The following is a 21091-nucleotide window of genomic DNA, read 5'->3' as shown; positions in this document are numbered from 1 at the left end:
CTGTTAACGCGAAAAAAGAACCAACTGCTTCCGACTACAGTTCCGGCAGTCGGCCGACATCCGAGAGCACGGCCGTCGCCGTCTCCGGACCGCCCGCGCCACGACCGCTCGAGGCCAGCGAGCCCGCGTGTCGCGTCTCGATTTCGACGATGTTCTGCGTTCCCGTCACCGCGAGCGCGCCGTGTTCGGGGACCAATCGCGGACCGACGCGAACGCCGTCGCGGGTCGCTTCGCCGATGAGTCGAATCGTCCGGCCGTCTTCTGCGGCAAGTTGGAGCGCGCTTCCGGGAATGTTTTCGATCCCGTCGACGGTGGCGTCCTCAAGGGAGAAGCCGCCGTCGTTCAGGACGTTCGCGAGGATGACGAATTTGAGCGCCGCGTCGGTGCCGTCGACGTCGAACGACGGGTCGGCTTCGGCGACGCCCAGATCCTGCGCTTCCGTGAGCACGTGCTCGTAGTCCAGTCCTTCCGCAGCCATCCGAGTGAGGATGAAGTTCGCGGTGCCGTTGAGGACGCCCCGAACGGCCGTGACTGCTTCGGGCGTACAGTCCTCGATGGTCGAGAGGACGGGAATCGCGCCGCCGACCGTCGCTTCGAACCGGATCGAACCGGCACTCGCGGCGACGAGGTCCTGCAGTTCTTCGTACCGCTCGGCGACGGGGCCTTTATTCGCCAGGACGACGTGGCGGTCGGCTTCTAATGCGCGTTTCGTGTGCGTAAAGCCGGGCTCCGCATCGCCGAGCGTCGTCGGTGTGACCTCGACGAGGACGTCGTAATCGGTTTCAAAGACGGCATCCGGGTCGTGATCGCCGACTGGATTACCGCCGGCCTTGCGCTCGAGGGCGTTCTCAACGTCGATTCCGCCATCGTCGATCGCCGCGGTACTTGAATCCGCGAGGGCGACGACCTCGTGGCCGTACTCGCCCGCGAGGTTGACGACGGACGTGCCGACGGAGCCGGAACCTAACACGGCGAGTCGCATCAGGCGTCACCTCCGGGGAGCGGTTCGACGACAGTGAGATCCTTTTTTGCGCCGATAGATCGGATCGTCTCGAGCACCTCGTCGGCTCGGCCGGTGTCGATCGCGAGTCGCAGGCGGGCGCTGGCGGTGCCTTTCGTGCCGTCAGGGGCGGCCAGCGAGAGGTCGAGGACGACGGCGTTCGCTTCGGTTTCGATCGCGGAGAGCGTATCTGAGAGATCGGTGTCGACGACGTGGCCGACGAGGACGACAGAAACCTCGCCGCCGTAGCGTTCGGCACCGGCCTGGATGACGTTGACGCCGCCCTGACGGAGCGATTCGACAACGTCTTCGAACCGGTCCGGCGGGCACTCGAGGTCGACTTCGACGGGGATGTGTCCGCGCGGGGTGATGTTCCCGCGCTCGTGATGAATACTTAGGAGATTGCCGCCGTTTTTCGAAATCGGCTCGAGCGCGCGAAGCAACTCGCCGGGTTCGTCGACGAGTTCGAGGCGGACGGTGTAAGCACGAAGGCCGCCGTCGGCGCTCGGTTCGGCGGACGCTGCCCCGTCTACTGTGCTGGATCCGGTGTCGTCGGGGACGGACGAATCACCCATCGTCGGTACCTCCCCGAAGGCGTCTACACGTCGTCATAGTCAGTATCTGAGTAATGGGCGGGTAAAAACGTATAGTCGTTCCCAAAACTGTCCGGCCTCGCTAACGCCTACCATACATCGCCCGAGGGCTGGCCGGCTATCGACGTATCCTACCGCTGTGTCCCGGCAGGACGGGAGTCCCAGCGGGGTGAGAAAACCAAATGCAAATCCAGAAACGGTATCCCGAACACGCGATGCGGTCCGAGTTCGGCCAACTGCTCTACCCACAGATGGTCCCTGCCAGCCACCTACAGAGAGACCTTGCCAGCTACCTACAGATGGTCCTTGCCGGGGTTCGACGACCCCCAATCACCGCGACCGCCTTCGGTTCGGTCGATTCCCATGATCGATTCGGCCTGATCGGGGCCGCCGAGTTGGTCTCGAGCGTCGGGGACCCGAACGGTGATATCCTCGATTTCGTCCCATTTGAGGAGTTCCGCTTCGATGTTTCCCGTCGTCACGTCGCTCACCGAGCAGCCGCTACAGCCGCCGCCGAGTTCGATGATCACTTCGCCGGTGTCCGGATCCGCCGTCCGAACTGCGCTCGTTCCCCCGTGCATCTGGATGATCGGCATCTCCCGGGCGAGCCACTTTTCGACGCGCTCGTGGAGCGACGGTTCCTCCTGGGATTCACTCATTGGTCCCACTAGTGTCTCAAGGAAAGAATACGTTCCGCTGCGTCCGAACGATTGTGAAGGTTTAGAGGGCTGATTCGTTCGAGCCGTCGATCGGACGAACGGTGGTCGATTCGACGGTCACTTTCGTCGGAATCGACGATCACTCGTCGTCCGAACTGAAGACGCCCGAGTCGGTCAGCGACGGCGGATCGGCCTGTTCACCCGACTCGATCGGGAACGTGTACAGCCTGCTCTCCGGACCGTCCGTGTTCGTGTAGGCGGTGCTGCTCGCGACGAACGACTCGCCGGGCTCGAGCACGCGGGCCGTCCAGAAGGAGCCGTTCGTCGGTTCGCGCCACCAGGCGAGCTCTTCCGGGGACTCGAGATCGGAGAGGTCGTGGATCTTCACGCCGCCTTCGTACCACGACGAGTAGAGCTCTCCGTCCCGCAGCTCGAAGTTGTGTGAGGTCGTCCACGGCTCGCCGTTGTACGACTCGTCGTACCCCTCCGGGGCGTCGATCGTCGACCGGTAGACCGGATCGGACGGGTCGCTCAGATCGTAGATATCGATGCCACCCGCGCCGTCCGCCCCCTCGAGGCCGGTCTCCCAGCTCTCTCGGCCGATCGCAAGTATCTCGCCGGTGTCGTCGACCGCCGAGTAGTGGTCGTTTCCGGGCAGTCCGAGCTGGGCGTCCCGGATCTCCGACCGGGTGTCGTACTCGAGTTGCGTCTCGAGGTCGGTCTCGAGGAGCCTCGAGACGAACTGCGGGTCGGCGGGGTCGCTCACGTCGAGCAAGAACGTTCCCGCGTTCCAGTAGGCGAGCACCGCGAGGTCGTCGCGGACGTACACGTCGTGGAGATAGCGAAGGATCCAGTCGACGTCCGTCCACTCCGGGTCGTACTCGAGTAAGGACCAGCGCCCGATCTCCTCGATGTCGCCCCCTGAGATGTCGAAGACGACGAGCGGGTTCGTCGGCGCGTCGGTGATGTTGTCGTCGGTACCATCGTCAGCAAGCGTCGAACCGCCGCCAGCACTCGAGTCGGCGCGAACGTAGTTCGCGACCACGTAAAGCAAGTCACCGTCGACGAAGCAGTTGTGGATGTGATAGCCCGTTTCGTACGGTTCGGCCGCGAGGACCGGCTCCGCGGGGTCGCTCACGTCGTACACTAAAAACCCGTGAAAGACATCCCCCATCCCCTCGTTGGCCGGGCCGGGAACTACGAGTCGCTCGTCACCGACTTTCACGTCGAGGATATCCAAGAACGGTTCGCCCTCGAACTCGCCCGCGTTTTCGTCCTCGAGGAGGTTTTTCGGCTCGGCCAGCACCGTCAGCTCCTCCGGATCGGTCACGTCAACGGTCGCGAACCCGTCGACGCTGGCTACGTAGGCTGTCTCGCCGTCGTCGCCGACCACGGCTTCGGCGGCCCCCTCGAGCGAGGTGCTATCGAGGGGCTCGTAGAGGGGTTCGGACACGTCCTCGGGACCGGTGTCGAACAGACAGCCGGCGACCGAGAAGGACAGTCCCGCGCCGCCGGTCGCCTGCAGCACGGCTCGTCGTCGCATACTGGAAAACCGGGCGCGGCGACCAATAATGCACCGCCTCGCAAACGCGATCACCACCTCGCGAGTACGGCAACCGCCCTGCGAACGTCCGACGGCTCCTTCGAGTTCGCTCGCGCTCGTCTCAATCGCTCTCGAGCCGACGCCGATCGCCGGTTCCGCCGGTCAGAGCGCTCGCGATGGCACCTTCGACGACGACGTCGTCGCCGTGATCGGTTACGCGAATCTCAGGAACGTTCGTCATCACCATCTCCGAGACGCGTTCCCGGATCGGGTCGACGACGAGTTCCTCGTTGTGCAACGCGACGGCACCGCCGAAGGAAACGAGGAGGGGTGCAAACGAGTGGATGATGTTCGTCACGCCCATGGCGTTCCAGTGGGCGAGTTGCTCGATCGTGTAGTCGGCCAGTTCGTCCTCGCCGGCCAGGTCGAAGACGTCTTTCGCGGTAAAATCAGGGTCCTCGAGCGGGAGATCGGTCGAAATCGTCGGGTCGTCTTCGGCGAGCAGTCGGGTGTAGTCCGGGATCGCGTTCCCCGAACAGTAGGCTTCCCAGTGGCCGTCCCGGCCGCAACCGCAGGTGAGTCGCTCCCGCGGATCGACGACGCAGTGGCCGATCTCACCGACGTTGCCGTCCCATCCGGTGAGTACTTTTCCGTCGCAGCAGACGCCGGCCCCGATACCCGAGGAGAGCGTGACGTAGACCATGTCGTCCGGATTTCGGTCTGCGTGAAAGCGCTCGCCGATGACCCCCGCGGCTGTATCGTTGTGGAGGTGGACCTCGTCGGTCTCGAGGAGTTTCGAGATCGGACCCGTCAGCGGAATCCGGTCGATTGTATCAGGGAGGTTCGCCGGATCGATGACGGCCCCCTCGGCAAGATCGAACGGCCCGATCGAACCGATTCCCGCGGCGACGACCTGTTCCGGGCCGATGCCGGCCTCGTCACACGCGTTTCGTATCGTCGCCAGGACGCCTTCGGTGACATCGATTCCGGTCGGACCGTGTGGCGTCGCGTTCCGACTCCGACCGATGATCGTCCCGTCGTCCGTAGCGACGACCGCACGCACGTTCGTCGCGCCGAGATCGACGCCCGCGTAGTAGACCATTCCTATCGTATTGACGACCGCGGCGTTACTTAAGTTGCCAGTTTACTCGAATTGGAGTTAACATATACCACAGTGTTCGGGTGAGCAATTCCCAGTTCGGAGCCGATTATCGGCTCAGGCGACGGAGAACGGGTCGCCACTTGAACGCGGCCAGAACAGACCCTCCGCGGCAACGGGCGGCTACGCGGTCGTGAACCGATCAGTCTTCGCCGCGGACGAACGTGACGGGAGCCGGCGACGACAGCAGGATATCCTGTGCAGTCGAGCCGAACACCGCCTTGCCGGCCGGAGATCGTTTCCGTCCGCCGACGACGACCCGATCGGCGTCGACGGCCTCCGCGAGATCGACGATCGTCTCGCCATGGTCGCCGACGGCACCGCGGACATCGTACGCGACGTCGTGGTCGTTGAGCACGTCCTCGAGATCGCGAATCGTCGCATGGTGGTTCGCGACGTCGTCCGCGTCGAAATCCTCTCGAGCCTGATCGAAGTCGAGACGGCTACAGACTTCCTCGTACTCGTCCTGCGTGAAGACGTGTGCGAGAACGACGGTCGCGTCCGCCGGAGCGGCGACGTCGACGACTGTCTGTGCGAGCGCATCGATTCGGTCGGAGTCGGTCGGGCCGACGGCCAGTAAAATTGTATCGAGCGACATACAACCGAAAACTCACCCTACCCGCTTAAACGTTAACTGACTATCGAGTACTGAAGGTCGCGAACATCGGACACGGTGCAATACTTCTAACCCCGCGGCAGACGGAGAGCGTGTATGAACGGACCCGACCTCACGGACCAGGTCGTCCTCGTCACCGGCAGCGGACGAGGCGTGGGACGAGAACTTCTGCTGGCAACGGCCGAACGCGGTGCGAAAACCGCGGTTCACTACCACACGAGCGCCGACGAGGCTCGAGCGGTCGCCGCCACCGCCGACGAACGCGGCGCGGCCGACTCGATGACGGTGCAGGGAGATGTCACTGATCCCGACTCCGTCGACGGGCTCGTCTCGGCCGTCGAATCTGAACTCGGCTCCGTCGACGTGCTCGTGAACAACGTCGGCGACTTCGCCCCGTCACACTGGGAAGATATCGACCTCGAGACGTGGAACCAGGTCCTCGAGACGAACCTCAACGGCACCGCCCTCTGTTCGAAGCGGGTCCTCCCCGAAATGCGCGAGGCGGGCTACGGCCGGATCGTCAACGTCGGCTACGCCTCGAGCGACCGGGCGATGGTCAACCCCAAAAACTTCCCGTACTTCGTCGCCAAAACCGGCGTCCTCCAGTTCACGCGAATGCTCGCCGCCGATACGCAGGACGACGGGATCACCGTTAACGCCATCTCGCCGTACGTCGTCGAAAACTCCGAGGAGTTCCCCGAAAAGTTGCCTCGAGGGCGGCCGGCGAGCTTCGAGGATCTGATCCGACCGCTGTACTTCTTCCTCGATCCCGACAACGAGTACGTGAGCGGCGAGAACGTCGAGGTCGACGGCGGCTGGCTGCCCGAGCAGGTGTAGTCGATCGTTCTCGAAACCGTCGTTGAGACGAGCATTCGGAAAAACGATCGAGTCTCCAGTTCTCGCAGTTGTGTTAGGTAGCCGCGAGAAGATTCAAGAGAGTCGCAGTTGGGAACGCAATACGAGGCATGGGTGATGCGGATCCGAAGCGGACGGATGACGCCAACGGGGGCTGTGGCGACGGCGCTGAGAATCGCGCTTCCTGTTCGTACGGATCGCGGCCATGTTCGTCGCCGTAACGCTGATCTGGCTCGTCATCCAGTACGTGAGCCGAGCGGCCTTCGGCGCGGGCTACGATCGCACCGGACACGTCGTGTCGGCCGTCCTCGCTACCGTACTGACCGTTCCGGTGGTCGTACTGGCCTGCCGCGTTCTCGACCGACGCCCGTGGGCCGGGTTGGGACTCTCTCCGCTTCGGTCCGGCTGGTGGTCGTTCCTGATCGGAACGGCGTGTTACTTACTTCCCGCCGCCGTCGGGTTGACGGCGGTCGTGGCCCTCGGATGGGTCGAGATAACCCTCGAGACGTCCCTCGGCGAGCTACTGCTGCTCGTCGCCAGCCTGATGGTGCTCGTGTTCCTCTACGAGGCGTTTCACGAGGAGTTGGTGTTTCGCGGATACCTCCATCGTAACCTCGCCACCGCGTATCCACAGCGATTGGCGGTGGGCGGTCAGGCGGTCCTGTTTACCCTCTGGGCGGTCGCCATCGGAGCCGCGCCCACGGTCGAACGCGTCGTAATCTTCCTCGCAGTGGCCGCCGTGCTCGGACTGATCCGAGCCATCACCGGCGACGTCTGGGCGTGTATCGGTTTTCACGTCGCCTTCCAGACCGTCCAGCAGTTGTTCGCCGGCGGGTGGGCCGACGATGCGTTCGTCGTCACCAATCCGGGAACGCTCGAGATGATTGCGTTCGGGATCGTTCCCTTCGCGCTCTCGCTCGTGGCGCTCGAACTATTCGTGGATACCGAAACGGACTGGGACGAACCGGAGGTCGTCGACGGAGGCTCAATCGAGTGAGGACGGCGGAGAGAAAGAAGAGAGAATAAGTAGGAGAGAAACGCGATTCGCTCGAATAACGAGACTACCGGCCGAGTCGCTGACGGGCGAACGTCGCGAGCAACGGAAGATCGCCGGGAGACAGCAGTTGTAAAATCGCCCGTTTGCTCCCCTTGTTGGCCTTCGCGAGGGTGTCGTCGTCCAGGTCCGAGAGATCCGCCATCAGCCGGTCGTATCGTTCGTTCGACGCGAGATAGAGCAGTTCCGTCATCAGGAGCCGCGAATCCATGTTGGGTGCGACGTCTCGGTGCCAGAGAGTCTCGTAGACCTCGAGGTTCTCGGCTGTCGGCTCGAGTTCGCCGTGTTTGAGGCAAGCGTCGGCCGCGGTCGCGGCGGCCCGACCCGATCGCATACACTTGTTGATTCCTTCTCCCCAGAGCGGGTCGACGGTTGGGACGGTGTCGCCGATGGCCATGAACCGATCCGTGTACAGCTGACCCGGCATCTGGATGTGCGCCGAGCCGCGGTGTTGTTTCCCCTCGAGTCTCGAGGCGTCGGCGAATCGGGGGTCGGTGTCGAGCCAGTGTTGGAGATAGTCGTCGATGCTGAAATCGTCGCGCGCGTAGTGCTGGTGGCTGTCGTTCTGGATGTAACAGAGGCCGACCTTGGCCGTGTCCTCGCCCGTGTGGAAGATCCACGAGTAGCCCCCGGGCGCGAGGTCGTGATCCAGTCGAAGCATCATTGCGTCGGTCAGATCCGCGTAGCCCTGTCGGTCGATCTCGATCCCCTCGAGTTCGTACTCGATCCCGATGGCGTGATTCTGACGCTCCAGATCGCTGACGCCCAGTTTCTTTGCGAGCGGTGCACTCGGGCCCGTCGCGTCGATCACGACGTCGGCGTACACCTCCTCGGAGCCGTTGTATCGGACACCGATCGGCGTCCCGTTCTCCGTGATCGGCTCCGTGACGTGGGCGTCGAAAATGTACTCCGCACCGTTCTCCTGACTGTCGGCGACCAGATAGCGTTTGAACTCGGCGAACTCGAGGACCGCGCCCGGTTGCTGTCGGACGTAGTACTCGTTGGGCGACTCGAGGACGACGTTCTCGGTGTAGTTCATCACGACGTCGTCGGGTATCCCGAACGCGGACATCATCGACGGGAAGGTGCCGGCGGTCGATTTGTTCGACTGTCGCGGGAACTCGTCTTCGACCTCCGTCTCGAGGACGACGGTGTCGTAGTCCCGCGCCGCGAGATCCCGTGCACACTGGGCCCCAGCGGGGCCTGCGCCGGCGATCACCACATCGTACTCGTCGTTCATGTTATCCCGACTGTCCCGGACGATAAAGAGTGTACCTTGTCCGGGATCGGTGCGGTATTCACTATCAGTGGGGAGTTCTCGGCGTTGGATTCGGCGCGTACGCCAGTCCGTTCCTTCCTAGCGCCGGGAAATTTCAGTCCGTGTTGGCGGCCATAAACCACATTGAAAATAATACGAGATCAGGACTTGTCCCAGTTTTCCCTGCAGATCGTACGGTCACGGTTCTGATCGTATTCGGGACCAGGTGCGCGAACGAAAGTCCGCGGACGAAATCGGGTAAGACCCACGCGTGTTCGTTTGCTCCCTGCATTATATACCGGTCCCTGCGCTATATACCGCTTCACGGTGTGGCCCCCAGTGACGATGAATTACAAGGAGTTCACCGGACAGGTACACCACAGACTCGAGTTCGCACAGCTGGGCCAGGCGGTCCGCGCGATACGGGCGACCCTGACGACGCTCGGTGAGCGCCTCCACGAGGGGGAAGCGACCGATCTCGCAAGCCCGTTGCCGATGGAGATCGATCGCTACCTCACCCAAGCGGATCACGGACAGCGCTTTGACTACTCGGAGTTTCTCGACCGAGTCGCCGAGCGGGAGGGGGTCGACCGCTCCGATGCCAACTATCACGCTCAGCAAATCGTGGCCGTCATCGCCGAGGATACACCGTCGGGGAACCTCGAGAAAGCCCGCAGCCAGTTGCCTGAGGATTTCGAGCGATTGTTCGAGGCCGTCGATCACGAAGCAGACGAGGCGAGCGAGGAGACCACAGCGGAGGAGTGATCGAGGCGGCAGAACCGGCATCTCTTATATTGGTTGACAAACGAGACACGCACGACCGCTATATCCACTATGTACGACCACATCCTCGTTGCGATCGACGACAGCGATTCCGCGGAGAACGCCCTCGAGCACGCAATCTCCCTCGCAAAGAGCACCGACGCGATCGTCCACGTGCTCACCGTCGTCGAAACGACGACGTCGCCGATGACCTTCGGCGTCGAACAGGTCGACGAACTCAACGAGGCCGCGAGCCGGCTGGTCGAAGAGACGCGCGAAGCCTACGGCGGCAACGATCTCCAGATCCGAGTCGACATCTTGCGAGGGAAGCCGTCCGACACCATTCTCGAGTATGCCGAAGAGATCGACGCGGATCTGCTCGTCGTCGGCCAGCGAGGAACGAGCGGGCTGACGGGGGCGATAATCGGCAGTACGACCGAACGGCTTTCGAAGCTGACGACGACCCCGATGACGATCGTTCCCCGGCCGGAAACAGACAACTGAAACTGAGCGCAGCGACCTCTCGAGACGAATCCACCATCCGGCGCTGAAACGATGCTGGAATACGACGGGTCTAGGCTTATCCGAATAGTTTTGTTACAGCCGGTATGGCCGCTCCGCTCACCGACGACGATGTCGGCAAAACAGTCGTCGACGCCGAAGGCAAGACGCTTGGAATCGTCTCGAGTGTCGAGAACGACACTGCGTTCGTCAACCCGAATCCGAGCATGCTCGAGCAACTGCTCTCGAAAATCGGAATGGAAGACACGGACGGCGAGGATTACACCGTAACCGAGGATATGCTCGAGTCGGTAGGAGAGGAAATCGTTCTCCGCGGGGAAATTTGAGTACGGGTGTCTTCGACGAGACTTGCCGGTGTTCGCGCCGCTACTCGGGAGTACCGACGATCAACCGTCACATGAATTCCAGGGAACGACCAACATGGCAGGGGATGAACTGGACATCATGAAGCTCGACGACACGGACCGCAAGATTCTCTTCCTCTTGCAAGAGGAAATGCGAACAAACCTCAGCCACGAGGATATCGCCGAACAAATCGACGTGTCCTCGAGCACCGTTGGAAACCGGATTCGACAGCTCAAAGAACGAGAGGTATTACAGGATTATCAGCCAAAAATTAATTACGAGGAAGCTGGAATTCCGCACCACATTCTCTTCGTCTGTACGGCCCCGATCGCAGAACGCACGAAGTTCGCCAAACAGGCGACCGATATCGACGGGGTTGTCAACACCCGAGAGCTACTCACCGGACAACGAAACCTCCACGTGGAAATCGTTTGTCTCGACGCCAAGAGTATCGAAGTGGTTGCAAAGGAGTTAGACGAACTCGGACTCGAGATCGAAATGTCCGAAATGCTTCGAGAAGAGTACTCGCAACCGTTCAATCACTTCGGCCCTATATTGAGAGATGAATCAGACGAATCGTAGAACGTCTCGACCGCTACAACCTCCTTTTTCACAGTGGTCGCTGACCAGAATTGATCTTCTCTGCTGGTATAACGAGATGGAATTGTTCACAGCCCTTATACGTCTATACGGCCTTACTCTGATGATGGTAACCTACCCTCCACAGGATTCAAATCCGCAAGATTCGGTGTCAGTCCAAATCGCCAACGAGGTCGCTGCTCACGAGGGGATCGATCCGGTCGACGTCTCGCCACCGCTTCACAATGTGGTCAACACCAGTGCACTGGATGCGCTGTTCGATCCGACGATCGCTGGCCACCAGCGCACCGGGCGAGTTACGTTCGCCTATCGCGGCCACACGGTAGTTATCGAGAACAACGAGGGCATCGAAATCGACGTCAGAGAAGACAATAAACGCCAGAACAACCACGATGAAGTACTGCCATAACTGCGAGTGGGCCGTCCATGAAACTGACGGATACACCGCACAAGAACGGAAAGAACAGGCGCTCGAACATCACATCGAAACGGGTCACACGGTCGACTCGAGCGATTCCGCGATTCGGCCGCAGGTACCGACGGTCTGCGAGGAGATTCTTCTCGAGGAACTGCTGGAACCGACGACGTTCTAACGTGTTTTGCAGGCCGGCGAAACGAGTCGGCTGAGAGCGGCTGATACCACTACCTGATAGCGCCAGCGGCGGTCAACACTGCAGTTCAACGTTCACTTTCACTCCGGGCGATATCGTAACCGACAGCCCTTCATTTCTGGGGCGGTTGCCAACGTCTAGATGAGCAAAGAGTACATCGAGGTGCGGGGTGCAGAGGAACACAACCTCAAGGACCTCGACGTCTCGATTCCCCGCGAGTCGTTTACCGTCGTCACCGGCCTTTCGGGGTCGGGCAAATCCTCGCTAGCGTTCGAAACCGTCTACGCCGAAGGCCAGCGCCGATATATCGAGAGCCTCTCGGCGTACGCCCGAAACTTCCTCGGGCAGATGGACAAACCACAGGTCGAGACCGTCGAAGGGCTCTCCCCGGCGATTTCGATCGATCAGAAGAACGCGGCGAACAACCCCCGTTCGACGGTCGGGACGGTCACGGAACTGCACGACTATCTCCGACTGCTGTATGCCCGCGTGGGCACGCCACACTGTCCCGAATGTGGGCGCGAAGTCGGCGAACAGAGCGCCCAGAACATGGTCGAACGCATCCTCGAGCTTCCCGAAGGAACGAAGGTGAAGCTCGCGGCACCCGTTGTGCGCGACCAGAAGGGTGCCTTCGAGGACTTATTCGACGAACTGGTCTCTGAGGGGTACGCCCGCGTCGAAGTCGACGGCGAGGAACACGATCTCAGCCTCGAGAACCCGGACCTCGACGAGAACTTCGATCACACGGTCGACGTGATCGTCGACCGAATTTCGGTCTCGACGGAAAACCGGCCGCGGATCATCGACAGCGTCGAAACGGCGCTCGAGGAGGCCGACGGCGTCATGAAGGTGATCCTACCGGACGCGCCCGAAGACGTCGAACTCGGTTCCGAATCGCGCTCGACCGGCGCGCTCGGCGACGAGGCCGGCGACGACGACCGACTGGTCGTCGAGTTCTCGAAGGACCTGGCGTGTACCCACTGCGGGATCGACGTTCCCGAAATCGAGACGCGGAGCTTCTCGTTTAACTCGCCCCACGGCGCTTGTCCGGAGTGCGAGGGCCTCGGCGAGGCCAAGGAGGTCGACGAGGATCTCGTGGTCCAGGACGAGACAAAGATCCTGAAAAACGTCTTCGAACCCTGGAGCTACAACCGCTCGTACTACCAGACCAGACTCGACGCCGTCTCCGAGCACTTCGACGTCTCGCTCTCGACGCCGTTCGAAGAACTCGACGAAGACGTCCGGCAAGCGTTTCTCTACGGCACCGACGGTCAGGTGCTGTTCAAGCGTCAAACGAAAAACGGCACCCGGCGCAAGAAAAAGCGATTCGAAGGCGTGATCCCGAACCTCGACCGCCGATACATCGAGACCGACTCCGACTCGACTCGAGAGCACATCGAGGACTACATGAGCGTCACCGAGTGTCCGGCCTGTGACGGAACGCGTCTCAAGCCGGCCTCTCGAGCGGTCCTGGTCGACGACACGGCGATCACCGACATCAACGCTGCGAGTATCGGCGACGCGCTCGGCCACTTCGACTCGATGGAAGCCGACCTCTCCGAACGCGAGAAGGTCATCGCCGAGGAGATTTTAAAAGAGATTCGCGCTCGGCTCGGATTCATGTGCGAGGTCGGCCTCGAGTACCTCACGCTCGATCGAGAGGCCTCGACGCTTTCCGGCGGAGAGAACCAGCGGATTCGACTGGCGACCCAGATCGGCTCGGGGCTGGTGGGCGTGCTCTACGTCCTCGACGAACCCTCCATCGGGCTCCACCAGCGGGACAACGACCGACTGCTCGATACCTTAGAGGAGCTTCGGGACCTCGGAAACACCCTGATCGTCGTCGAACACGACGAGGAGACGATGCGCCGGGCCGACAACGTGATCGACATGGGTCCCGGTCCGGGCAAACGCGGCGGCGAGGTCGTCGTCAACGGCACCGTCGACGAACTCAAAGACTGCGAGGAGTCGATCACCGGCGACTACCTCTCCGGACGGAGGGCGATCCCCGTTCCCGAAGAGCGACGCGATCCCGAGGGTGCGCTGACTATTTTGGGAGCACGCCAGCACAACCTCGATGACCTCGACGTGGATATTCCGCTCGGCTGTTTCACCGCGATCACGGGCGTCTCAGGGTCCGGCAAGTCGACGCTCATGCACGACGTGTTGTACAAGGGACTCGCCCGACAGATGAACGACAACACGAGCGTTATCCCGGGCGAGCACGACTCGCTCGAGGGGCTCGACGAGATCGAAACCGTGCGCCTGATCGACCAGTCGCCGATCGGTCGGACGCCGCGGTCGAATCCGGCGACCTACACGAACGTCTTCGACTACGTCCGCAAGCTGTTCGCCGAGACCAAACTCTCGAAACAGCGCGGCTACGAGAAGGGGCGATTCTCTTTTAATGTCAAGGGCGGCCGCTGTGAGGAGTGTGGCGGCCAGGGAACGGTCAAGATCGAGATGAACTTCCTCTCGGACGTCTACGTCCCCTGCGAGGAGTGTGGCGGAGCACGGTACAACGACGCCACGCTCGACGTTACCTACAAGGACAAGACGATCGCCGATGTCCTCGAGATGTCCGTCGAGGAGGCCCACGAGTTCTTCGAGTCCTCGAGCCAGATCCGTCGTCGGCTCAAATTGCTGAAAGACGTCGGACTGGATTACATGAAACTCGGCCAGCCCTCGACGACCCTCTCTGGCGGGGAAGCCCAGCGGATCAAACTCGCCGAAGAACTCGGCAAGAAAGATTCCGGCGAGACGCTATACCTGCTCGACGAGCCCACGACCGGCCTTCACTCGGAGGACGAACGGAAGCTGATCGACGTGCTTCACCGCTTGACCGACAACGGCAACACGATCGCCGTCATCGAGCACGAACTCGATCTCGTGAAAAACGCCGACCACGTCATCGACCTCGGCCCCGAAGGCGGCGAGAACGGCGGCGAGATCGTCGCGACGGGGACACCAGAAGAGATCGCTCGACTCGAGGCCTCACACACGGGGCGGTATCTTCGGGACCTGTTGCCGGCCGTCGACCTCGAGGGGCCTCGCGGCGAACGCGTCGATCCCGTTACGGCACCGACGGACGACGACTGAATCGAGGAGACGACCACGGGTCGGGTGACCCATGGAACTCGCGCTGAGTGCCTGAGATTCGCGGACTGAGTCGGTGTTTCTTTTCGCGAGGCTACTCGAGCCGAAAAGACGGACGGGAGACCCCATTTCGACTGGCCGAAAATTCGTCCGAGAAGAGACGAGAAGAGTTTGTTACCGGCCAAGACCGTTTTGCTCAATGGCGATTCGTAATGGTTATTATCGTTAAAATAGTACGCCACCCTCATGCGATATGTGACATACGTTCTCAAGCCGCAACATGGACACTTCGATCGGGGAGAAGAGCGCCTCCGTGAGCACGGAGTCACGTTCGAGACCATCCAGGATATCGACCGGCTCACCGACGAGACCGTCATCATGCGAAAGGAACTTCGCGGCGATCAGAGAGACGTCCGGCGCTACCTCGAGGAGGGCGGCTCAAGCGTCATCGATTTCCAACTCACGAGGGTTGACACCAGTACAATCCTCCAGCTTCACTACGAGCCGAGCGATCTCACGCGGCAGTTGCTCGACATCCACCGGCGGTACGCCGTGTTGTTGGACTACCCACTCGAGTACACGGGACCCGAAAACCGGTGGCTTCGCGTCTCCGAAGTCGGCCCCGAGGAGGAACTGCGGGGACTGATCGAGGAGACACGCTCGACGATCGATGTCCAAATCGAGCGCCTCGGGAGCTACGAACCCGCCGACCGGCGGGCGTTCGCCGATCTCACGGATCGCCAGCGAGAAGTGTTGCGTCTCGCCGTCGAAGCGGGGTACTACGAGGAGCCGCGGCAGGTGACCTACGAGGATATCGCCGCCCAGCTCGATTGTTCGCCGGGTACCGTCGGGCAACACCTTCGTCGGATCGAAGCGAGGCTCATGTCCACGATCGTCGCCGGGAGTGGTTCGAGGCGAGAAACCGTTCGCGCGACGGGATCGTCGCGGTGACTCCCCCGGAAGCCGAGGAGTTCGACGTGGCCGCTGACGAATTCGGCGCGAATGGAGCGACAACTCGAGAGCCGAACACTTCTCACGGTCGCCGCCGTAAGGGCGGGCATGACTCGAGCGTACGCCGCGATGCGAGATCGACTGCTCGTCTGCGAACGGGACGACGACGGTAGCGGACCCGACGGAACCGAAGAGGGAGGGTGGCGCGTGACCGAGCGCCTCGAGGACTACGACCTCGAGTGCGTGGCCGCTTCTCCCGACGCACCCGACCGTGTCTTCGTCGGAACCTTCGAAAACGGGCTCTTTCGGAGTACGGATGGCGGCGAGACATTCGTTCGCCTCGAGACCGGATTCGTGAGACACGACGGGAGCGAACCAGAACTCGGAGGAACCGAGAGTAGCGACGGCGTCGACGCGTACGACGGCGACGAGGCCGTCATGTCGCTGGCGATCAGTCCCCACGACTCGGACGTGCTCTACGCGGGAACGGAACCCAGCCGCGTCTACCGGTCAGCAGACGGCGGCGATACCTGGACGGAACTCGAGGGCGTCGACGACCTTCCGTCCGAGCCGCAGTGGTTCTTCCCGCCGCGGCCGAGCACCCACCACGCCCGCTGGCTCGAGGTCGATCCGTTCGACCCCGATCGAATCTACGTCGGGATCGAAGCCGGGGCGTTCGTCTTCAGTACCGATGGCGGGGAAACGTGGCACGAACGGCCCGAGGGCTCGAGACGGGACAACCACACCCTGGCAGTCCACGCCGACGCGGAGGGTCGCGTCTACACCGCCTCGGGCGACGGCTACGCCGAGAGCGACGAGGGCGGCCAGTCGTGGTCCCAACCGCAGGAGGGCCTCGAGCACCGCTACTGCTGGGGACTGGCCGTCGACCCCGGCGATCCAGATTCGGTGCTCGTCTCGAGTGCGAGCGGCGCGACGACGGCCCACACCGCACATCGAGCCGACGCTCACGTCTACCGAAAACGGAACGGAACGCCGTGGGAACGACTCAATGGCCGCGGGCTTCCCACAGGCGACGGGGTTGTTCGAACCGTCTTCGCGACGACCGGGGAGCCGGGCGTCGTTTACGGCGTCAACAACCGAGGACTGTTCGCGAGCCGCGATTTCGGCGACTCGTGGGAACGGGTCGGCCTCGAGTGGCCGGACGAACTCGAGACACAGGCTCCGCGGGGACTGGTCGTCCGGTAAGCTAGAGCGCAGCCGGTTAGGACATGGCTGGCGACCGGAACGAACCAGTCACGGAGAAAACCCGCAAGAGCAGTCACCACGAAAACCCGCGAGAGAAGGGACCCACCCGTCTCGTCCCCCGCTTCGAAATCCTTTTAGGCGCTACACGGGGATAATAGAGTAACTGAGTGATATCATGGACGTCGACATCATCTCCGAAACGGAGAACCCCATGTTGCACCGAACGGACGTCACGTTCGAATTGACCCACGACGAGGCCACGCCGTCTCGTCTTCAGGTCCGTGACAGTCTCGCAGCGAAACTGAACAAAGAGGCCGGCGAAGTCGTCATCCGCAAACTCGACACCAAGTTCGGGATGCGAAAGACCGTCGGACAGGCGAAAGTCTACGAAACCGCGGACTTCGCTCGAGACGTCGAACAGGACCACATGCTCGAGCGCAATAAGATCGTCGCCGATGCAGAGGACGAGGAAACCGCCGAAGCGGAAGCGGAGGAGGCATAAGATGGCTCGACACGAAGTCTACAACGACGACGGTACCCCAGACCGCGAGAACTGCCCGCGCTGTGGCGACACCTATCTCGCCGACCACGGTGACCGCCAGCACTGCGGCAAGTGCGGCTACACCGAGTGGGAATAACGAATGCGAATCCTCGGAATCGAGGGCACCGCCTGGGCGGCCAGCGCGGCCGTCTACGATTCCGACGCCGACGCGGACATTTCTTCGAAGGCTGAACCGACGAGTCGTGCGGCCGTCGGCGAGGCGAGCGCTTCCGACGCCATCTTTATCGAAAGCGACGCGTACGAACCCGAAAGCGGCGGCATCCACCCTCGAGAAGCCGCAGAACACATGCACGAGGCGATTCCGCGCGTGGTCGAGACGGCCCTCGAGCACGCTCGAGAACGCCAAGAACGCACACAGGAGCGGTCTGACGGGGGAACAAGAGAAACGGATGGCCCACCCGTCGATGCCGTCGCCTTCGCGCGAGGCCCCGGGCTCGGCCCCTGTCTCCGCATCGTAGGAACCGCGGCCCGCGCGCTCAGCCAGACACTTGAGGTGCCGTTGATCGGGGTCAATCACATGGTCGCCCACCTCGAAATCGGCAGACACACCTCCGGATTCGACTCGCCCGTTTGCCTGAATGCCAGCGGCGCGAACGCCCACCTGCTGGCCTACCGAAACGGACGGTATCGCGTTCTCGGGGAGACAATGGATACGGGCGTCGGCAACGCCATCGACAAGTTCACCAGACACGTCGGCTGGAGCCATCCCGGCGGACCCAAGGTTGAGGCCGCGGCCAAAGACGGCGAGTACGTCGATCTTCCCTACGTCGTCAAGGGGATGGACTTCTCCTTTTCGGGGATCATGAGCGCGGCGAAACAGCGCCACGACGACGGAGTCGCCGTCGAGGACATCTGCTACTCCCTGCAGGAGAACATCTTCGCGATGCTCACCGAGGTCGCCGAGCGCGCACTCTCGCTGACTGGCAGTGACGAACTCGTCCTCGGCGGCGGCGTCGGCCAGAACGCGCGCCTGCGGGAGATGTTAGAGGAGATGTGCGAGCAGCGCGGAGCCGACTTCCACGCGCCCGACCCGCGATTCCTGCGGGACAACGCCGGCATGATCGCCGTCCTCGGCGCGAAAATGTACGAAGCGGGCGATACGCTTGAACTCGAGGACTCCCACGTCGATCCGGACTTCCGGCCCGATCAGGTGCCAATCACCTGGCGCGGGAGGTCGGACCGAAGCGACGCCCTCGAGAGCGACACCGACGACGTTCGCGGTGCCGAGGCGCTCGTCACGCTCGAACCGGAGCGAGGAAAACTCGGCCGCGTGACCAAGAACCGGCGGTCGAAGTCATATCGCCATCCGGAACTCGACGAACGACTGCGCCGCGAGCGGACGCGGATCGAGGCGAGACTGACGAACCTGGCTCGACGCGAGGGGGTTCCGACGCCCGTTCTCACCGATATCGATACCACGGAAGCAACGCTCGAGTTCGAGTACGTCGGCGAGACGGACCTTCGAGAGTCATTGACCCCCGAACGCGTTCGCGACGTGGGCCGCCACCTCGCGGTGCTCCATCGAGCAGGGTTCGTCCACGGCGATCCGACGACGCGAAACGTCAGAGTCGGGAGCGACGGCGACGACGCTGACCGCACCACCCTCATCGACTTCGGCCTCGGCTACCACACCGACCACGTCGAGGACTACGCGATGGATATCCACGTCTTCGATCAGAGCCTCGTCGGAACCGCAAACGACCCCGAACCACTCCGCGAGGCGCTCCGGAACGGGTACCGCGAAGCGGGCGAAAAACGGGTCCTCGAGCGCCTGCGGGACGTCGAGGGACGCGGTCGGTACGTGACCGACGAGGCATAGAACCGATCGGCTAGAGGACTCGAGTTGCCGGTTGCTGTGGGTACGATACTCGAGCGCTGGCTACTCGACCAAACAGGAGTCCGTACTCGTATCCACGCCGAGCAGGTAGTTCCCGCCACAGAACTGAGTCATGGCGTTCCAGCAGAGTCCGAGCCCGGCGATGATGGCGATTGCGGCGCGCTCGCGTTTGCCGTCCTGATACGCTGCGGCGCCCGTCACGACCAGCCAGATGCCGAGGACGCTGCGTACGATACGATCGGTTCCGCCGACGTTTCGCTGCATACGCGTTCGTACGTGCGGCCGAGTGGAAATCGTGTGGCCGAACAGTTCGGGTCCATTTATACGCCCCCGTGTCGACCAGCCAACACGAACGGACGATGAAACGGATTCGCATTACGCTGGACCCGGCAGGCGATTACGCGCCGCCGCTGTACGGACGACTCGCAGGTGGAGCCCCGTATCTGGAGCAGGCTCGGATCGTCAACTGGAACGTCGCGGCGCCGCCGACAGCGTTTCTGCTGTGGATTCGGGGCGACTACCAACGGTTCGAGACCGAACTCGAGGCCAGCACGAACGTCGACGAGTACGAACTCCTCCCGATCACGGATCGCGAGTGTCACTGTTTTTTCGAGGGGGCGGTCGCCGACGCTGCGCGGCTACTATTCGAGAACTTTACACAGGGGAGCCTGATCACCGTCCCGCCGGTCGAGTGCAACGACGACGGGAGTAACACGTTCTCGATCATCGGGACGGGTTCGGATATCCAGCGCGCCGTCGAAGGCGTCCCCAACGGCGTCGAGGTTACCGTCGAAGCGGTCGGCGGGAAGACCGTCGCGCCCGATAGCGCCGTCGGACGCCTCTCTCGACGGCAACGAGAGACCGTCAAAACGGCACTCGAGGTCGGCTACTACGAGGTCCCTCGAGACGCGACCACCGAAGTCCTCGCTCGCGAACTCGACTGTGCGACTGCAACCGCAGCCGAACACCTCCAGAAGGCCGAATCGAAGCTGATTAGGGCGCTGTTCGACGTGTGATACGGACTGCTGTACGTCATTGCCGGTGCAGTCCCAGGACGGTCGCGATTGTACGGTACATCGTTACAGTAGACCGTATGAGCGGCCCCGCAGCGAGTCGTGGCGTTCATCCCCCGGTAGCGTGAGTGTCGACCATGAGCGAGATTCTGCTCACCGGTTACGAACCGTTCGGAGAGTTCGAAACCAACCCTGCACGGCGACTCGCGACAGCCCTCGACGGGACGACCATCGGCGATGCCACCGTCGTCGGACGAGAGTTCCCCGTCGTCTTCGACCGACTCCAACCGGCGCTCGAGGCCGCCATCGACGAGCACGACCCCGACATCGTCTGTTCGCTCGGCCTCGCCGCGGGTCGAAACACACTCTCACTCGAGCGCGTCGGGATCAACTGCAGGGATACGACGACATCGGGAATTCCGGACAACGCCGACCGGGAGGTCGCGGACGAGCCGGTCGTCGAAGATGGCCCGGCAGCGTACTTCGCGACGCTTCCGCTACGGGAGATGAAAACGGCGATGGTCGAGGCCAGCGTTCCGACGACGCGCTCAAGCGACGCGGGAACCCACCTCTGTAACAACCTGCTGTACACCGCCTGCTACCTGGCGGAGACGAGCGCGTGTCCCGCCGAGTTCGACTCCGGGTTCATCCACGTACCCTTCTCCCATGAACAGGCCGCCCGACGGGATGACGGCGAGCCGAGTATGTCCGTAGAAACAATGGAACGCGGGCTGGTTTCGGGTCTCGAGGTCGCGGTCGAGCGGACGACGAGGCCGTAGTTGAACGGATAGCGACGGAGTAGTTGCCGGTGCAGATGTGATTCTTCGAGGGCCGAGAAGGTCACACAAT

24 protein-coding genes are annotated in these 21091 nt (G+C 62.4%); 16 read left to right on the top strand and 8 right to left on the bottom strand.

Features of this window, described 5'->3' with window-relative positions; genetic code table 11:
• Nucleotides 1-34: 34 nt before the first annotated feature.
• The 6 genes from QNM96_RS09410 to QNM96_RS09385 form a co-directional block, all read right to left on the bottom strand.
• The gene (locus tag QNM96_RS09410; RefSeq protein WP_283835922.1) at nucleotides 35-982 is read right to left on the bottom strand and encodes a homoserine dehydrogenase; all 948 of its coding nucleotides are present in this window, start codon (nucleotides 980-982) and stop codon (nucleotides 35-37) included.
• The gene (locus tag QNM96_RS09405; protein WP_283835921.1) at nucleotides 982-1575 is read right to left on the bottom strand and encodes an amino acid-binding protein; all 594 of its coding nucleotides are present in this window, start codon (nucleotides 1573-1575) and stop codon (nucleotides 982-984) included. The genes QNM96_RS09410 and QNM96_RS09405 overlap by 1 nt, the downstream gene beginning before the upstream one ends.
• A gap of 311 nt (nucleotides 1576-1886) precedes the next feature.
• Entirely contained in the window at nucleotides 1887-2252 is a 366-nt protein-coding gene (locus QNM96_RS09400; RefSeq protein WP_283835920.1) for a NifU family protein, read from the bottom strand.
• 139 nt (nucleotides 2253-2391) lie between these two features.
• Nucleotides 2392-3795, bottom strand: coding sequence for a hypothetical protein (locus tag QNM96_RS09395; protein ID WP_283835919.1), 1404 nt, complete (start codon nucleotides 3793-3795; stop codon nucleotides 2392-2394).
• Between the two features lie 121 nt (nucleotides 3796-3916).
• Nucleotides 3917-4897, bottom strand: a complete 981-nt coding sequence (locus QNM96_RS09390) for an ROK family protein (protein WP_283835917.1) — start codon at nucleotides 4895-4897, stop codon at nucleotides 3917-3919.
• 199 nt (nucleotides 4898-5096) lie between these two features.
• The gene (locus tag QNM96_RS09385) at nucleotides 5097-5552 is read right to left on the bottom strand and encodes a universal stress protein (protein WP_283835916.1); all 456 of its coding nucleotides are present in this window, start codon (nucleotides 5550-5552) and stop codon (nucleotides 5097-5099) included.
• A gap of 114 nt (nucleotides 5553-5666) precedes the next feature.
• On the opposite strand from QNM96_RS09385, the gene QNM96_RS09380 reads away from it, so the two are divergent.
• A complete protein-coding gene (locus tag QNM96_RS09380) occupies nucleotides 5667-6407 on the top strand; it encodes an SDR family oxidoreductase (RefSeq protein WP_283835915.1) in 741 nt (246 codons plus the stop codon).
• A 223-nt stretch (nucleotides 6408-6630) separates the two neighbouring features.
• The gene (locus QNM96_RS09375) at nucleotides 6631-7422 is read left to right on the top strand and encodes a CPBP family glutamic-type intramembrane protease (protein WP_283835914.1); all 792 of its coding nucleotides are present in this window, start codon (nucleotides 6631-6633) and stop codon (nucleotides 7420-7422) included.
• 64 nt (nucleotides 7423-7486) lie between these two features.
• Here the strand turns inward: QNM96_RS09375 and QNM96_RS09370 are convergent, their stop codons facing one another.
• The gene (locus tag QNM96_RS09370; RefSeq protein ID WP_283835913.1) at nucleotides 7487-8719 is read right to left on the bottom strand and encodes a digeranylgeranylglycerophospholipid reductase; all 1233 of its coding nucleotides are present in this window, start codon (nucleotides 8717-8719) and stop codon (nucleotides 7487-7489) included.
• A 363-nt stretch (nucleotides 8720-9082) separates the two neighbouring features.
• On the opposite strand from QNM96_RS09370, the gene QNM96_RS09365 reads away from it, so the two are divergent.
• The 12 genes from QNM96_RS09365 to QNM96_RS09310 all read left to right on the top strand — a co-directional run bounded on the left by QNM96_RS09365 (nucleotide 9083) and on the right by QNM96_RS09310 (nucleotide 19211).
• Entirely contained in the window at nucleotides 9083-9502 is a 420-nt protein-coding gene (locus QNM96_RS09365; RefSeq protein WP_283836363.1) for a DUF2267 domain-containing protein, read from the top strand.
• A gap of 69 nt (nucleotides 9503-9571) precedes the next feature.
• Entirely contained in the window at nucleotides 9572-10003 is a 432-nt protein-coding gene (locus QNM96_RS09360) for a universal stress protein (protein ID WP_283835912.1), read from the top strand.
• Between the two features lie 104 nt (nucleotides 10004-10107).
• Nucleotides 10108-10347 (top strand): hypothetical protein, encoded by a 240-nt coding sequence (locus tag QNM96_RS09355; RefSeq protein WP_283835911.1) that lies wholly within the window; start codon nucleotides 10108-10110, stop codon nucleotides 10345-10347.
• Between the two features lie 94 nt (nucleotides 10348-10441).
• On the top strand, nucleotides 10442-10948 hold the full coding sequence (locus tag QNM96_RS09350; protein WP_283835910.1) for an AsnC family transcriptional regulator: 507 nt from the start codon (nucleotides 10442-10444) through the stop codon (nucleotides 10946-10948).
• Nucleotides 10949-11072: 124 nt separating this feature from the next.
• The gene (locus QNM96_RS09345) at nucleotides 11073-11375 is read left to right on the top strand and encodes a HalOD1 output domain-containing protein (protein WP_283835908.1); all 303 of its coding nucleotides are present in this window, start codon (nucleotides 11073-11075) and stop codon (nucleotides 11373-11375) included.
• Nucleotides 11359-11559: a hypothetical protein gene (locus QNM96_RS09340; protein WP_283835907.1), complete on the top strand. Its 201-nt coding sequence runs from the start codon at nucleotides 11359-11361 to the stop codon at nucleotides 11557-11559. The genes QNM96_RS09345 and QNM96_RS09340 overlap by 17 nt, the downstream gene beginning before the upstream one ends.
• Nucleotides 11560-11718: 159 nt before the next feature.
• Nucleotides 11719-14676: an excinuclease ABC subunit UvrA gene (gene uvrA, locus QNM96_RS09335; RefSeq protein ID WP_283835905.1), complete on the top strand. Its 2958-nt coding sequence runs from the start codon at nucleotides 11719-11721 to the stop codon at nucleotides 14674-14676.
• Nucleotides 14677-14919: 243 nt separating this feature from the next.
• Nucleotides 14920-15624 (top strand): helix-turn-helix domain-containing protein, encoded by a 705-nt coding sequence (locus tag QNM96_RS09330; RefSeq protein ID WP_283835904.1) that lies wholly within the window; start codon nucleotides 14920-14922, stop codon nucleotides 15622-15624.
• A 108-nt stretch (nucleotides 15625-15732) separates the two neighbouring features.
• Nucleotides 15733-16830: a hypothetical protein gene (locus QNM96_RS09325; RefSeq protein ID WP_283836361.1), complete on the top strand. Its 1098-nt coding sequence runs from the start codon at nucleotides 15733-15735 to the stop codon at nucleotides 16828-16830.
• Between the two features lie 175 nt (nucleotides 16831-17005).
• On the top strand, nucleotides 17006-17332 hold the full coding sequence (locus QNM96_RS09320) for a 30S ribosomal protein S24e (protein WP_283835903.1): 327 nt from the start codon (nucleotides 17006-17008) through the stop codon (nucleotides 17330-17332).
• 1 nt (nucleotide 17333) lies between these two features.
• On the top strand, nucleotides 17334-17468 hold the full coding sequence (locus QNM96_RS09315; RefSeq protein WP_283835901.1) for a 30S ribosomal protein S27ae: 135 nt from the start codon (nucleotides 17334-17336) through the stop codon (nucleotides 17466-17468).
• Nucleotides 17469-17471: 3 nt separating this feature from the next.
• Entirely contained in the window at nucleotides 17472-19211 is a 1740-nt protein-coding gene (locus QNM96_RS09310) for a bifunctional N(6)-L-threonylcarbamoyladenine synthase/serine/threonine protein kinase (protein ID WP_283835900.1), read from the top strand.
• A 60-nt stretch (nucleotides 19212-19271) separates the two neighbouring features.
• Here the strand turns inward: QNM96_RS09310 and QNM96_RS09305 are convergent, their stop codons facing one another.
• On the bottom strand, nucleotides 19272-19493 hold the full coding sequence (locus tag QNM96_RS09305) for a DUF2892 domain-containing protein (RefSeq protein ID WP_283835899.1): 222 nt from the start codon (nucleotides 19491-19493) through the stop codon (nucleotides 19272-19274).
• A 95-nt stretch (nucleotides 19494-19588) separates the two neighbouring features.
• Between QNM96_RS09305 and QNM96_RS09300 the strand changes: the two genes are divergently transcribed.
• On the top strand, nucleotides 19589-20245 hold the full coding sequence (locus QNM96_RS09300) for a helix-turn-helix domain-containing protein (RefSeq protein WP_283835898.1): 657 nt from the start codon (nucleotides 19589-19591) through the stop codon (nucleotides 20243-20245).
• A 134-nt stretch (nucleotides 20246-20379) separates the two neighbouring features.
• Nucleotides 20380-21021: a pyroglutamyl-peptidase I gene (locus QNM96_RS09295; RefSeq protein ID WP_283835897.1), complete on the top strand. Its 642-nt coding sequence runs from the start codon at nucleotides 20380-20382 to the stop codon at nucleotides 21019-21021.
• Nucleotides 21022-21091 lie beyond the last annotated feature (70 nt).

Source organism: Halostagnicola sp. A-GB9-2 (assembly GCF_030068615.1).
Lineage (GTDB): Archaea > Halobacteriota > Halobacteria > Halobacteriales > Natrialbaceae > Halostagnicola.
This window is presented reverse-complemented; position numbering and strand designations above follow the sequence as displayed.

What these genes read in the sequence shown, in the direction of transcription:
- QNM96_RS09385 (WP_283835916.1), bottom strand. Translation starts at nt 5,552, where the DNA reads ATGTCGCTCGATACAATTTTACTGGCCGTCGGCCCGACCGACTCCGAC.
- QNM96_RS09370 (WP_283835913.1), bottom strand. Translation starts at nt 8,719, where the DNA reads ATGAACGACGAGTACGATGTGGTGATCGCCGGCGCAGGCCCCGCTGGG.
- QNM96_RS09390 (WP_283835917.1), bottom strand. Translation starts at nt 4,897, where the DNA reads ATGGTCTACTACGCGGGCGTCGATCTCGGCGCGACGAACGTGCGTGCG.
- QNM96_RS09355 (WP_283835911.1), top strand. Translation starts at nt 10,108, where the DNA reads ATGGCCGCTCCGCTCACCGACGACGATGTCGGCAAAACAGTCGTCGAC.
- QNM96_RS09340 (WP_283835907.1), top strand. Translation starts at nt 11,359, where the DNA reads ATGAAGTACTGCCATAACTGCGAGTGGGCCGTCCATGAAACTGACGGA.
- QNM96_RS09330 (WP_283835904.1), top strand. Translation starts at nt 14,920, where the DNA reads ATGCGATATGTGACATACGTTCTCAAGCCGCAACATGGACACTTCGAT.
- QNM96_RS09360 (WP_283835912.1), top strand. Translation starts at nt 9,572, where the DNA reads ATGTACGACCACATCCTCGTTGCGATCGACGACAGCGATTCCGCGGAG.
- QNM96_RS09400 (WP_283835920.1), bottom strand. Translation starts at nt 2,252, where the DNA reads ATGAGTGAATCCCAGGAGGAACCGTCGCTCCACGAGCGCGTCGAAAAG.
- QNM96_RS09380 (WP_283835915.1), top strand. Translation starts at nt 5,667, where the DNA reads ATGAACGGACCCGACCTCACGGACCAGGTCGTCCTCGTCACCGGCAGC.
- QNM96_RS09295 (WP_283835897.1), top strand. Translation starts at nt 20,380, where the DNA reads ATGAGCGAGATTCTGCTCACCGGTTACGAACCGTTCGGAGAGTTCGAA.
- QNM96_RS09300 (WP_283835898.1), top strand. Translation starts at nt 19,589, where the DNA reads ATGAAACGGATTCGCATTACGCTGGACCCGGCAGGCGATTACGCGCCG.
- QNM96_RS09375 (WP_283835914.1), top strand. Translation starts at nt 6,631, where the DNA reads ATGTTCGTCGCCGTAACGCTGATCTGGCTCGTCATCCAGTACGTGAGC.
- QNM96_RS09345 (WP_283835908.1), top strand. Translation starts at nt 11,073, where the DNA reads ATGGTAACCTACCCTCCACAGGATTCAAATCCGCAAGATTCGGTGTCA.
- QNM96_RS09305 (WP_283835899.1), bottom strand. Translation starts at nt 19,493, where the DNA reads ATGCAGCGAAACGTCGGCGGAACCGATCGTATCGTACGCAGCGTCCTC.
- QNM96_RS09405 (WP_283835921.1), bottom strand. Translation starts at nt 1,575, where the DNA reads ATGGGTGATTCGTCCGTCCCCGACGACACCGGATCCAGCACAGTAGAC.
- QNM96_RS09365 (WP_283836363.1), top strand. Translation starts at nt 9,083, where the DNA reads ATGAATTACAAGGAGTTCACCGGACAGGTACACCACAGACTCGAGTTC.
- QNM96_RS09310 (WP_283835900.1), top strand. Translation starts at nt 17,472, where the DNA reads ATGCGAATCCTCGGAATCGAGGGCACCGCCTGGGCGGCCAGCGCGGCC.
- QNM96_RS09315 (WP_283835901.1), top strand. Translation starts at nt 17,334, where the DNA reads ATGGCTCGACACGAAGTCTACAACGACGACGGTACCCCAGACCGCGAG.
- uvrA (WP_283835905.1), top strand. Translation starts at nt 11,719, where the DNA reads ATGAGCAAAGAGTACATCGAGGTGCGGGGTGCAGAGGAACACAACCTC.
- QNM96_RS09395 (WP_283835919.1), bottom strand. Translation starts at nt 3,795, where the DNA reads ATGCGACGACGAGCCGTGCTGCAGGCGACCGGCGGCGCGGGACTGTCC.
- QNM96_RS09350 (WP_283835910.1), top strand. Translation starts at nt 10,442, where the DNA reads ATGGCAGGGGATGAACTGGACATCATGAAGCTCGACGACACGGACCGC.
- QNM96_RS09410 (WP_283835922.1), bottom strand. Translation starts at nt 982, where the DNA reads ATGCGACTCGCCGTGTTAGGTTCCGGCTCCGTCGGCACGTCCGTCGTC.
- QNM96_RS09320 (WP_283835903.1), top strand. Translation starts at nt 17,006, where the DNA reads ATGGACGTCGACATCATCTCCGAAACGGAGAACCCCATGTTGCACCGA.
- QNM96_RS09325 (WP_283836361.1), top strand. Translation starts at nt 15,733, where the DNA reads ATGACTCGAGCGTACGCCGCGATGCGAGATCGACTGCTCGTCTGCGAA.